Genomic DNA, 11,953 nt, shown 5'->3' with positions numbered 1-11,953 from the left:
CGAACGTACCGCTTCATCGCCTGCCAAGCGATCACTCCTTGAGCACCATGTCGATGCACATCACCGCCGCCAGTATCAAAAGGCGGGTGGGGTCGTTCGGGGCCACCGAAGGGGCGATGGACAGCACATAGTTGTCCGCAGAAGTGAACAGCTCTTTGCCCACACCCATCCACTTTTTGGTCACGCTGGCCAGCTCGGCTTCACCGCGCATAAAACGGAAATCCCAGCTGGTCCATTTACCCCTCAGCGTGCAAACGACCTGCTTCTGGGCATCGAGCACGTCGAACTTGCCCCCGATGGAAAACAGTTTTTGCTTGAAGTGCCCCACCACCCGGTTGTTTTCATCCAGCACGTCCACGGTGGACAAAATCAGCGACAGGCCGCGCTTGACCGTCAAAACCAGCTGGCCCTCCGGGGTTCGGATCTCGACCGAAAACGGCGTCATGCGCTTGTAGTCGGTGAATCGGAAAATTTTGGTGAAAATACCCAGATCGGGTTCACGGCACTCCAGCACCTTGAGTTGCGAGGCCGGGTCATGGATGTCGTAGTTGTTGGCCGCCTTGAACAGACCGACGTGTTCTTTGACAAAGAACTGGTTGTTTTGTAGTGATGCGTGCATGGTGAGTTGAAATAGGAACGTGGTGCATTGTGACCACCGTTGCACAGGCGATTGTGCGAGGCGCACGCTGAGGCAATAATGGCCAAACGCCGCTGGCGCACCTTCCGGCCTTCCAGGCTTTCCCGAAGGTGCGCACCTATCTGCCAAGCCACCCGTTGCGCCTTTCCTGGGCGCTGATCTCATTTCATGCACGGCGACAGCCCCTACGACCCCACCGACGGTGACTGGCAGACCCTGGTCACCTTCTTCAGCCCCACCGAGGCCTTTTTGCTGCGGGGCTGTTTGCAGGCCGGCGGTGTGCCGGCCATGGTGGCCGATGCGCACCTGGTGCAGACTTACAGCCTGCTGGCCGGCGCGGTGCCTGTGCGGGTGATGGTGCCTGAGCGGCTGATGGACCAGGCTGAGAAACTGGTTGACGCCTACCAGCGCGGGGACTTTGCGTTGCCCGATGACGAGGATCCGCCCTCGGTCGACGCCCCCACCGATCCAGACACCAGCAACAGACCATGAGCGACGACACCACCTTCGACTACATCGTTATCGGCGCCGGTACGGCCGGTTGCCTGCTGGCCAACCGCCTGAGCGCTGACCCCGACAAACGTGTGCTGCTGGTTGAGGCTGGCCGCAAAGACGACTACCACTGGATCCACATTCCGGTGGGCTATCTGTATTGCATCGGCAACCCGCGCACCGACTGGCTCTACCAGACCGAGCCCGATGCAGGCCTCAACGGGCGCCGCTTGCGTTATCCGCGTGGCAAGGCGCTGGGTGGCTGCTCCAGCATCAACGGCATGATCTACATGCGGGGCCAGGCGCGCGATTACGACCAGTGGGCTGAGCTCACGGGCGACAGCGCCTGGAACTGGGCCAGCAGCCTGAAAGACTTCAAGGCCCACGAGAACCACTACCGCCTCGATACCCAAGGCGAAGGCATGAGCAACCCGGGGCTGGCTTTGCACCATGGCCACCCCAGTCTGAGCAGTGGCGGTGAGTGGCGCATTGAGAAGCAGCGCCTGCGCTGGGACGTGCTCGACGCGTTTGCCCTGGCCGCGCAGGAGGCGGGCATTCCCGCCAGCAGCGACTTCAACACCGGTGACAACGCGGGCGTGGGTTACTTCGAAGTCAACCAGAAATCGGGCTGGCGCTGGAACGCGTCCAAGGCGTTCTTGCGCCCTGTGGCGAGTCGACCCAATCTGACGGTGTGGACCGAAACCCAGGTCCAGCGGCTCACGCTGGCGCGCGATGCGGCTGGCGCGCTGCGCTGCACCGGGGCAGTGTTGATGCGGGGCGGACAGCCGGTGAACGTGAAGGCCGAGTGCGAAGTGGTGCTCAGCGCTGGCGCTGTGAACTCACCGCAAATCCTGCAACTCTCCGGCATCGGCCCGGCCGGGTTGCTGCGCGAGCATGGCATTGAAGTGGCGCTGGACTTGCCCGGCGTGGGCGACAACCTGCAAGACCATTTGCAGATCCGCACAGTGTTCAAGGTGCAGGGTACCAAAACGCTCAACACATTGGCCAGCTCCCTGTGGGGCAAGGCCATGATCGGCCTCGAGTACGCGCTCAAGCGCACCGGCCCCATGAGCATGGCGCCCAGCCAGCTAGGCGCCTTCACGCGCAGCAGCCCCGATCAGCCGTACGCCAACCTGGAATACCACGTGCAGCCGCTCAGCTTGGACGCCTTTGGCGATCCGCTGCACAGTTTTCCGGCGTTCACCGCCAGCGTGTGCAACCTCAATCCCACGAGCCGGGGCCATGTGCGCATTCGAAGCCCGCGCTGGGACGAGGCCCCTGCCATTGCGCCCTGTTACCTCAGCACCCCGGAAGACCGACAGGTAGCCGCCGACAGCCTGCGTGTGACCCGCCGCATCGTGGCGCAGCCGGCCCTGGCGAAGTACCGGCCCGAGGAGTTCAAGCCGGGAGTGCAATTCCAGACAGACGAAGAGCTGGCGCGCCTGGCCGGCGACATCGCCAGCACCATTTTTCACCCGGTGGGCACCACCCGAATGGGACGGCTCGACGACCCGTTGGCCGTGGTCGACAGCCACCTGCGGGTGCGCGGGGTGGCGGGGCTGCGTGTGGTGGATGCGGGGGTCATGCCCACCATCACCAGCGGCAATACCAACAGTCCCACGCTGATGATCGCGGAGAAGGCCGCGCGCTGGATCGTCGCCGGTCATTGAAGGCCGCTTGGGTCAGCACCTCAGCGGATGCCACCGACGTAGCGCTGGTCGACCGTGGGTGTGGTGCCCCTGCCCAAGCCGGATTCGCGAAAACCGCTGACCCGGTGGTCCAGGGTTTTTCGATCAGAGCCCTGAACATCCCTTGCCGATGTCTTGAAGTGTTCGACCGCAGCCGCCAGCAGGGGTTTGCGGTCACGGGCGCCCATGGTCGGAATCAAGGCTTCCAGTTTGTCCGCCCAAGGCCGCAGCTCGGCGAGCGCTTCGCCGTGGGCTTTGCTGCGCGTGAATTCGATCATGGCCAGTGCGTACTCCGGGTTGCTGGCCATCCACTCGGTGTCGGTGACCCGGCCGGTTTTGCGCCGCAGCAGCACGTGCAGGTGGGCGGCAGTGGCGAGGGCTTCGCTGTGGTTGGGCATGGGGCGGGTCCTGTGGCAGCTGCTGGCCTCAGCCGCTGAGTTGCTCGTTGTGCAGGGCCAGATCCAGTCCAGTGCGCTCCTCGCTCACGCGCACCCGCAGGCGGGTCAGTCGCGACGTGATCCACAACACCACCGCCGTCATGACCAGGCTGTAGGCCAGCACCACCAGGCAGCCGATGGCCTGCGTGAGCACGCTGCCCGAGACCCCCGAAATCAACGGGTCGGCCAGCCAACCGGTCATCAGCGCCCCCACCACACCGCCCACGCCGTGCACACCAAACACGTCCAGCGAGTCGTCGGCGCCGAGCCGGCGTTTGAGGGCGGTGGCGCCCCAGTAACAGGCCGCTCCGGCCACCAGCCCGATCAACAGGGCCGAGCGCAAGCTCACGAAGCCCGCCGCGGGGGTGATGGCGACGAGTCCGGCGACCACCCCCGAGCACAGACCCAGCAAGGACGCGCGGCGCCGGCTGATCCACTCTGCGGCCATCCAGGACAGCGCGCCGGCCGCAGCGGCCAGGTGTGTCACGGCCAGAGCCAGACCCGCACGGCCATCGGCGGCCAGTGCCGAGCCCGCATTGAAGCCAAACCAGCCCACCCACAGCAAGCCCGTGCCCGCCATGGTCAGTCCCAGGTTGAAGGGCATGAAGGGTTCGCGGCCATAACCTTCGCGGGGGCCCAGTGCATAGGCACACACCAGGGCCGCAGCGCCTGCATTGATGTGCACCACCGAGCCCCCCGCAAAATCGAGCACACCAAGCTGGGCCAGCCAGCCCCCCGGCTCCCAGACCCAGTGGGCAATGGGCGCGTACACCAGCAGCAGCCACAGGCTGGCAAAGACCAGTAGCGCACCAAAACGCATGCGCTCCACCAAGGCGCCCACCACCAGCGCACACGTGATGATCGCGAAGGTCAGTTGAAACATGGCAAACACCGATTCAGGGATCAGCGGCGCGATATGGCTCACCGCCACCTGGCCACTGCTGCCCAGATAGTCCAGACCGGCAAAGCCCGCGCGCTCAAGGCCGCCGATCCAGGCGCCCAGCGCATGGGTGCCTGGGGTGAACGCCAGCGAATATGCCAGCCCAAACCACAGCACACTCACCACGGCCGCGATGCCCACCACGCTCGCCATGGTGTTGATCACGTTGAAGCGGCGGACCATGCCGCCGTAAAACAGGGCGATACCCGGCAGGCTCATGAGCAGCACCAGGGCGGTGGAGACCATCAGCCAGGCCGTGTCGGCGCTGTTGATCGTGCTGGCGTCCACCAGGCCAGGGGCGGTCAGCGCTGTGGCGCCAGCGCTCCCTGGCGCGGCCAGTGAAAGCAGGGCGGCGAGCCCAGTGGGCGCAATGCGGCTCGGGGTGTTATCCCGTTTTTGGTGCATGGGGTGGTCCTTATCAACGATGCACGTTTTGTTGCATATCCCGTGCCAGCTGAAAATTGCCCGCGATGCCCGAGTCGTCGTTCACCCATTCGTTCCGTTTCCCAGGGGCCCTCTGCGCAACCTCCGCCATGCACGTTCGGATCCAAAACGGCATGACCGGCGCGCCCGTTTTGGGCCAAACCCTGGCGGGCCGTGGACTTGCGGTCCCCTATTCGACGTGCAGGTCCCTAGGGTGAAGGTGTTGTTGTTTGGGTGACTTCGCCCTGCTGGGCCAGCAGGGCGATGGAGGTGATTTCGATGCGGCCATAGCGAGGCACCAGGGCGCCCAGGCGGGCCAGTGCCCTGAGCTCTTTGTTCAGGGTCTGCCGCGTCATGCCCAGCATCATCGCCAGCGCATCCTGAGACACCGCCACCACCGGGCGTGCTGCGTCTGCCTGGGTGGCATCCCCGTGCGCCAGCAACATCAGGCGCCGCGCCACGCGCGCTCGGGTCGAGCGCAGGGTGGCGTCTTCCACCATGCCGTACAGCGATCGCACCCGGCCCGCCATCAGCTGGCACATGGCGCGCGCGAAAACCTCGCGTCGCATCAACCCATTGAAGGCTGAACCCGGCAGTGCCAGCACGTCAACCGGGCCCAGGGCGGTGGCATCGTGGGTGCGCGGACGCTGGTCGAACAGCGAAATTTCACCAAACCAGTTACCCACCTCAAGGACCGCCAGGATCGCCTCGTGCCCGTCGTCTCGCAGGCTCGAAATCTTGATTTGCCCCGCCAGCAACCCGAAAAAGCCACCGCGCCCGGTCCCCACCGGGTCGCCCTGGCGAAAGAGCATCTCCCCAGACTGCAGGCGCAGCGGCTCGGCCTGCGTCACCAGCGCCCGTTGCGCGCCGGGTGGCAGGTCTGCAAACCAGGGGTTGACCTGCAGGCGTTTGATCGTGTCGGCGGTGGGCTGCATGGTGTGCCCGGCGAGACTCAGTCGGGTCCAAATGTCAAAAATTTGACAGTTTCAATTGGATGGCAATCCTACATTGCAAAGTTCACACCCCCATAAAGCGGAGACAAGCATGACAAATATCCCATCCCTCAAAGACCAGGTCAGCGCCGAAGAGTGGCAGTTGCGCTGCGATCTGGCCGCCTGCTACCGGTTGGTGGCCCTCTATGGCTGGAGCGATCTGGTCTTCACCCACATCAGTGCCAAGCTGCCCGACAGCGTCACCGGCGGCGAACACCAGTTCCTGATCAACCCCTACGGCTTGATGTTTGATGAAATCACGGCCTCCAGCCTGGTCAAGGTCGACATGCAGTGCAACAAGCTGCACGACACCCCATTTCCGGTGAACCCGGCCGGCTTCGTGATCCACAGCGCTGTGCACGAAGCACGTCCCGATGTCGGCTGCGTGTTGCACACCCACACCCGCGCGGGCGTGGCCGTGAGCGCGCAAAAGTGCGGCGTGTTGCCGATCAGCCAGCAAAGTACGTTTGTGCTCGCTTCGCTGGGGTACCACGGCTACGAAGGCGTGGCTTTCCGTGAAGACGAAAAACCGCGTCTGCAGGCCGACATGGGCAAGAACAACTTCCTCATGTTGCGCAACCACGGCCTGCTCACCGCTGGCCCCACCATCGCCGACGCCTTCCTGGCCATGTACACCTTTGAGTCCACCTGCCAGATTCAGATCGGCGCTCAGGCTGGCGGCGAAGTGGTGAGCGTGAACCCCAAAATCGTCAGCGGCGTGGCCGAGGCCATGCGCGTGCAGACCGGTGGCCTGGGGGGGGCGTTCGTCTGGCCTTCGCTGATCCGCAAGGCGGAGCGCAGCTCGCCGGGTTACGACGTCTGATCGCGGACCCGCAGCTTCGTGAGCTTCACCCAGCCCCGGCCCACGCAGTTGCTCCTGTTGCCCGCCGCCTTCTACCCGGTGAGTATGTACCTCACCGCCGCTGCGCTTGGCCTGCTGTTGTTGCGCTGCAGTGGGCGCAGCGCCGTCAGCCCGTTACCGGCCAAAAACTGAGGGTTTTCGCGGGGTGAGCCGGTAGGTGGGGCAGGGAAACTCCCGATATTGGTCGGGGGCGATCTGCCGTACAGTGTCCTCACTCGCAAGGCGCTGGCTCGCCAAAGACCGCGGGGGACCCGAGGAGACATCTCAGTCCAACAACAAACAGATCACAACGGCAGCAATGCCGTATGAGATCCAAAAACCAACCTCAGGGTTGGTTTTTTTTTGCCGGTGCATGGTCAGGACGCCGTTGCCACGGACCCCATCAGGCAGCCTGCGCGACACCCCATCCGGGTGGTGCCCTCGGCCGCAGCGACAATCCACGCCATGGACCTGCTGCTCGTCACCATTGCTTCCGGCTTCGCCGGCTTCGTTGATGCCATCGTCGGCGGCGGTGGGCTGATCCTGGTGCCGGCCATGTTTGCGGTATTTCCCAACACGCATCCGGCCACCCTGTTTGGTGTCAACAAGGGCGCTGCGATCTGGGGCACAGCGGTGGCCACGCTGCAGTTTGCCCGCCGGGTGCAAATGCCCTGGGCGGCCTTGATGCCAGCGGTTGTGGTGTGTTTTGCCGGCTCCATGCTGGGTGCCTGGATGGTCACCGTCATCTCACCCGATTTTTTGCGCCGCGTGCTGCCGCTGGTGCTGATGGCAGTGTTGGGTTACACGCTGGTGAAAAAGCAGCTGGGCCAGCACCACGCGCCCCGTTTTCAGGGACGCCAAGAGGCACTGGCGGCCAGTGTGCTGGGCGTGACCATCGGGTTTTACGACGGCTTCTTTGGCCCGGGCACCGGCAGCTTCTTCGTCTTTCTGTTTGTGCGGTGGCTGGGCTACGACTTCCTGCATGCCAGCGCCAGCGCAAAGCTGCTCAACACCGCGTCCAATCTGGCCGCTCTGCTGCTGTTCGCCTACAAAGGACACGTCTGGTGGCACTTTGTGCTGGTGATGGCGATCGCCAACGTGGTGGGCAGCCTGCTCGGCACGCGTCTCGCGCTCAAGCACGGCAGCGGCTTCGTGCGCCAGGTGTTCATCGTGGTGGTGACGCTGCTGATTCTGAAAACGGGTTACGACGCCTGGGTGCGGTAGACCCCATTCAGGTGAGCAAAGGAACCCTAGGCTGGCCTGCCTGCGTCTTCGCTATGAGCCGCCCAAGGCCCGGTTTTCTGGGTTTGCGCATTTCGGCAACAAGCCGTGGGCAGCTGTATCCCCCGGTGCTATGCTGCTGAAAAAGTACTCATCGGATGCCCGTGTTGCTCAAAAATCGCCCACCATTCGCCCCCCCCCTGGTCTTGCTCAGTGTTCTCTGGATCAGCGCTTGCCAACCAACTTCTGCTGTCGACACCATGAAGCCTGCCGATCCCGCTGCCGCAACCGCGTCCTCCAGCCCGGGCAAGAACGACAAATCGGCGCAAGAGCACCTTTACAGGCTCAACCCCAAGCCGCAGCAGGCGTACGAGGTTGTGCTCACGATTGAAGGTGCGCCGGGGCCGTTCAAGATCGCCAACTGGAGCGCTGGGTATCAGGCCAAAGGGTGCACCTACATCGTCAACGACTGGGCCGGTGTGCGTGGCGTCCCTGAATACAGGGTGGAGCTGCCGTTCACCCACCAGCCCGATGGCAGCTATGTTGCGACGGTTTATCTGGACGCCATGCTCGACGAGGACTACTACGGCAATGGTTTGTGCGAATGGACCCTGACCGGGGTTGGGGCAGGAGGGTCGCCCACGGGTGCGCCCGACGAAGCCACGTTCGGAGGACATATTGACTTGAAGGGCCTCGAGAGCGAAGCACCTCACGCGACGTTTTATCCGAGGGCGTGGTACGGCAAACCGGCACCTGAAACAACGAATGAGCATTCGAAAGTGTCGTCTGCGCTTTTGGGATGGATGGACCGAAGCACGCTTCCTCCTGAGTTGCAAAACGATTTGTTTTCGTTCGTTCTCAAGGCCAGAAGGCTTTAACCATGAGGATGACCAGCCAAGACTATGCCGACTTGGCTATCGACTCCTATCGCAGTCGATCGCCAACCCGTGGTGACGATACGGAGACCATTGGGGAGCACCAATACAAGGTTCTGTATCACCAGGACAACCCCAAAACTGGCTACCAAGGGACCATCTACCAACGTGTGGACACACGAGAGATCATCGTTGCCCACCGGGGGACAGAGTTCGACCGAGAGGCGCTTAAAGATGGCGTGCTCGCCGATGGCGGCATGGTGCTCAACCGCTCCAATCTGCAGGTGCCTGATGCGATTGGTTTGACCCGAAAGGCGATGCAGTTGGCACAAGACCAGGCTGTCGGCGATCAAACACCGCCCGTGACAGTCACCGGTCACTCTTTAGGCGGCACGCTGGCCCAAGTCTCAGCCCACTACTTCGGCTTGAAAGGCGAAACCATCAACGCCTACGGCGCTGCCAGCCTCAACCTGCGCATTCCCGCCGGAGGCAACGACGTTACCAACCACGTCATGGCCGGCGATCTTGTCAGCGCCGGCGGGGCCCACTACGGGCAAGTCAAGGTCTACGCCACACCCCAGGAAATCCAGACCCTGCGGGCCAATGGCTACCACAACACCACCCACTGGAGCGATGCCTTGCGCGGCTACGGCCCTGTGCAACTGGCCACGGGCTTCACCCCGCCCACCACCACAAGGGCGGCGTTTGCCATGAGCGACAGCCACAAAGGGCACCATTTCGCCAACGTGGATGCCAATGGTCGACCTGATCATTCCGTGCTTGAAGACCCGGCTGCCTCGCGGCTGGCGCGAGCCAATGCCGTGGCCATTGGCGAATACCGGGGCGATGTGCAAGACATGCGCGGCGCCATCACTGCCGTGAGTCGCGGCGCCAGTGCAGTGGCGCATGGGACTACGGGCTTGGCTCAGGAAATCATTCAGGGCCTGAAGCGTCCGTTGCAGCCAGGCGAGCGTTGGCAGCAAGAGCTGGAAGCCCGCCACGCTGGGCCCGGTTCCAACGGGGGGCCCATACACGTTGCGCCTACCCAAGCCCCTCTCAAAGCTGGGGCCGTCCCGGCTGCGTCCATTGGACCGCGTGCTTCGCTTGAGCTCTCACCCGTGTCGAAGTCACTGCTGGGTGACAGCGAGCGCCAGGTCCGCCAGCTTGCCTCCACCCACAACCTCCCCTGGGATCGGGGGTTGGACAACACCGTTTGTTCGCTGGCCCGCTGTGCTCGAGAACAAGGCATGACCGGCATCAACCTGCTGCGCGTCAACAGCGAAGGCCAGATCCGATACGGCCAGCACGACGGCATCACGCTGAAAGACGGCACCCTAGACGCCCGGCAGGCGGCCAACACGCCGGCAGCAGACTCCCTGTCACGCTTGGTCCAGCTCGACCAGCCCGCGCAGCAACACAACCTGCAGGCTTCGGCGTCTGTGCATGAACCGCTGATCCGCGCGATGTGAAAGCAGGCCTGGCCCTGTTGAGGCAGCCCCGTGGTGTTTGAACTCCCGCTCGAGCTGAGTATTGCGAGGTATCCCGATGGGCTCAGGGCCGGCGGTGAAGATGTCATCTGGCCAGATCAACAGACCGTGGGATCAGACACTCGATTCAACGAACGCTCTGCGGGCTCAGAAAGCCGTTGCCGCCCCAATGTTGCAGGTACGTCTTTCAGTCAGCCCTTGCCTTGACCATAGGGCACGCCGGGTCGGGGCTTGGGTCCTGGGTTGCTTGTGGGCGCCGATGGCGAAGAGCGCTGAGCGTGCGTTTCGCCGCTGTTGCCTGCTGGGGCAGGGCGTTCCGTGTTTCCCGTGTTGCCGGTCACGCCTCCGGACACCTTCAGGGTCCCTCCGGTACCCAGGTGGGGATACTCTTTGATGATTTTGGCATCCTGGAACGTTTGAGTCGTCTGGGACGAGGGCTGAACGTGCTTGGCCTCCGTGCGTTGACCCGAAGTGTCTGTATGAAATTCATCGGTGTCTTGCTTGTGCTTGATGCCCGCCAGGCCGAGATTTTCCGAGGGGTTGTTGGCCAGCCCCTTGAAGCCGCCAGGCGTGCACGAGGCACCGTCGGGGTCCAGGCCTGCTGATCCGCTGTTGGCTTTCGCCAGCAGGCTCTGGTTGTTGGCTGCGGCCATGTTGCTCTCGCCGCCGGTGTAGCCAAGGTTCATCGGTGTGCCTGCCGCGCCAGACGGCGCTTGATTGCTTTTCGCGCCGGCACCGCCCTGTCCAGCGTTCATCAAACCCGCTGCTGCCCCGCCGGTTGCACTGCTGCCCGAACGTCCGGCCGCTGCCAGGGCCCCCGCCCCGGCAAAGCCAAAAGCGCCCGCTGCGAAGCTCGCTCCGGAACTGAAAAACTGCATGATGGTGGGGGGGATTGCGATGATGATGGCTGACATCAGCGTGCCCAGAGCGGCCAGTCGCATGGAGCTGCCCGAGATGTCGAAGGGACCTCCCGTCGCGGTATTGATCAGCCCCCCGAGGCCTCCGCCCGAATTGGTGTAATACGCTGCGACCACCATGCCGCCATACACGGCGGTTGCCTTCAATGCCAGCGAGCCGATCAGCGTCAGTGTGGCCAACGAGAACAGCGCGCCGAGCGTGAACTTCGCCCAAGACCAGAACAAGGCCGACGTTTGCTGAAACAACAGAAAGAAGATGAACAGCGGCGAGAGCATGATCGCGAACGTGATCGACAACTCCGCCAGCATCAGCAACACCCCTGTGAGCATGGCCGGCCCGCTTTGGCCCAGCAGGCCTACGGTGGTGGTGAGCACATTCGGATCCTTGGTGGGATCCACCCCCTTCATGGCCTCTGTGATCGCATTGAGCAAGGCACTGATACCCAGGTTCAGATCGATCAGCGTGGTGATGTCGGCGCCCTCCGCCACCGACTCGGAAACCAGCTCCTTGAAGTCGCCTACAGAGGTCACGATCACCGGCGACTTGGCCGCAATCAATGACACCAATGACAAAATCAACACCATCTTGCCGGTCTGGATGAACAGCGGCACGATCGGGTTCTTATTGGCGCCAGTGATGATTTGGAAACCTTGGAAAGCCACCCAGATGGTCATCAAGGTGGCTGACATCACGCCTAAGGCCATGGCCAGCTTGGCGGCTACCAATGCTTGATACGGGCCTTGAATGATGTCGTTCATGACATATTCGCGGACCGAACAATAAAAGAAGGCGTCTTGCAGGACGCCTTGAAAATCGGGGCTCAACATGTTGAGCACACTGCCCATCCAGGGCAACGCCGCCAAGGCGCCGCCTGCTTCACATACGGCCATGGGATTACCTCAAGAAGGGCTTGTGAGCCAGGGCAGGGGTCTAAAAGCAGTGCAAATCACAACTGTCTTCCTCAAGATCGCGGTCGATTCGACGAATCAGTAATTTGCGAAA

The 11,953-nt window shown here is 63.0% G+C and carries 12 protein-coding genes; 7 read left to right on the top strand and 5 right to left on the bottom strand.

The window, feature by feature from the left end; genetic code table 11:
• Positions 1-31: 31 nt before the first annotated feature.
• Positions 32-619: a phospholipid scramblase-related protein gene (locus E5678_RS16395; RefSeq protein WP_136179513.1), complete on the bottom strand. Its 588-nt coding sequence runs from the start codon at positions 617-619 to the stop codon at positions 32-34.
• A gap of 186 nt (positions 620-805) precedes the next feature.
• Here E5678_RS16395 and E5678_RS16390 point away from each other — a divergent pair, with 186 nt between their 5' ends.
• Positions 806-1,129 carry a DUF2007 domain-containing protein gene (locus E5678_RS16390; RefSeq protein ID WP_136179512.1) on the top strand — a complete coding sequence of 108 codons (324 nt, stop codon included), beginning with the start codon at positions 806-808 and terminating at the stop codon, positions 1,127-1,129.
• Positions 1,126-2,799 (top strand): GMC family oxidoreductase N-terminal domain-containing protein, encoded by a 1,674-nt coding sequence (locus tag E5678_RS16385; RefSeq protein ID WP_136179511.1) that lies wholly within the window; start codon positions 1,126-1,128, stop codon positions 2,797-2,799. Before E5678_RS16390 ends, E5678_RS16385 begins: the two co-directional genes overlap by 4 nt.
• 20 nt (positions 2,800-2,819) lie before the next feature.
• Here the strand turns inward: E5678_RS16385 and E5678_RS16380 are convergent, their stop codons facing one another.
• The 3 genes from E5678_RS16380 to E5678_RS16370 all read right to left on the bottom strand — a co-directional run bounded on the left by E5678_RS16380 (position 2,820) and on the right by E5678_RS16370 (position 5,552).
• A complete protein-coding gene (locus tag E5678_RS16380) occupies positions 2,820-3,215 on the bottom strand; it encodes a hypothetical protein (RefSeq protein ID WP_136179510.1) in 396 nt (131 codons plus the stop codon).
• A gap of 28 nt (positions 3,216-3,243) precedes the next feature.
• On the bottom strand, positions 3,244-4,599 hold the full coding sequence (locus E5678_RS16375) for an ammonium transporter (RefSeq protein WP_136179509.1): 1,356 nt from the start codon (positions 4,597-4,599) through the stop codon (positions 3,244-3,246).
• A 227-nt stretch (positions 4,600-4,826) separates the two neighbouring features.
• Positions 4,827-5,552: a Crp/Fnr family transcriptional regulator gene (locus E5678_RS16370; protein ID WP_136179508.1), complete on the bottom strand. Its 726-nt coding sequence runs from the start codon at positions 5,550-5,552 to the stop codon at positions 4,827-4,829.
• 109 nt (positions 5,553-5,661) lie between these two features.
• Here E5678_RS16370 and E5678_RS16365 point away from each other — a divergent pair, with 109 nt between their 5' ends.
• The 5 genes from E5678_RS16365 (at position 5,662) to E5678_RS16350 (ending at position 10,015) form a co-directional block, all read left to right on the top strand.
• The gene (locus E5678_RS16365; protein ID WP_136179507.1) at positions 5,662-6,432 is read left to right on the top strand and encodes a class II aldolase/adducin family protein; all 771 of its coding nucleotides are present in this window, start codon (positions 5,662-5,664) and stop codon (positions 6,430-6,432) included.
• Positions 6,433-6,450: 18 nt separating this feature from the next.
• Positions 6,451-6,603 carry a hypothetical protein gene (locus E5678_RS22350; RefSeq protein WP_168708587.1) on the top strand — a complete coding sequence of 51 codons (153 nt, stop codon included), beginning with the start codon at positions 6,451-6,453 and terminating at the stop codon, positions 6,601-6,603.
• Positions 6,604-6,915: 312 nt separating this feature from the next.
• The gene (locus tag E5678_RS16360; protein ID WP_136179506.1) at positions 6,916-7,674 is read left to right on the top strand and encodes a TSUP family transporter; all 759 of its coding nucleotides are present in this window, start codon (positions 6,916-6,918) and stop codon (positions 7,672-7,674) included.
• Positions 7,675-7,931: 257 nt separating this feature from the next.
• Positions 7,932-8,549, top strand: a complete 618-nt coding sequence (locus tag E5678_RS16355; protein ID WP_136179505.1) for a hypothetical protein — start codon at positions 7,932-7,934, stop codon at positions 8,547-8,549.
• Between the two features lie 2 nt (positions 8,550-8,551).
• On the top strand, positions 8,552-10,015 hold the full coding sequence (locus E5678_RS16350) for a hypothetical protein (RefSeq protein ID WP_136179504.1): 1,464 nt from the start codon (positions 8,552-8,554) through the stop codon (positions 10,013-10,015).
• Positions 10,016-10,224: 209 nt separating this feature from the next.
• Here E5678_RS16350 and E5678_RS16345 read toward each other — a convergent pair whose 3' ends face one another.
• A complete protein-coding gene (locus E5678_RS16345) occupies positions 10,225-11,841 on the bottom strand; it encodes a type IV secretion system protein (protein ID WP_136179503.1) in 1,617 nt (538 codons plus the stop codon).
• Positions 11,842-11,953: the final 112 nt, after the last annotated feature.

The organism is Hydrogenophaga sp. PAMC20947 (assembly GCF_004795855.1).
In the GTDB taxonomy this organism is placed as follows: Bacteria; Pseudomonadota; Gammaproteobacteria; order Burkholderiales; family Burkholderiaceae_C; genus Hydrogenophaga.
This window is presented reverse-complemented; position numbering and strand designations above follow the sequence as displayed.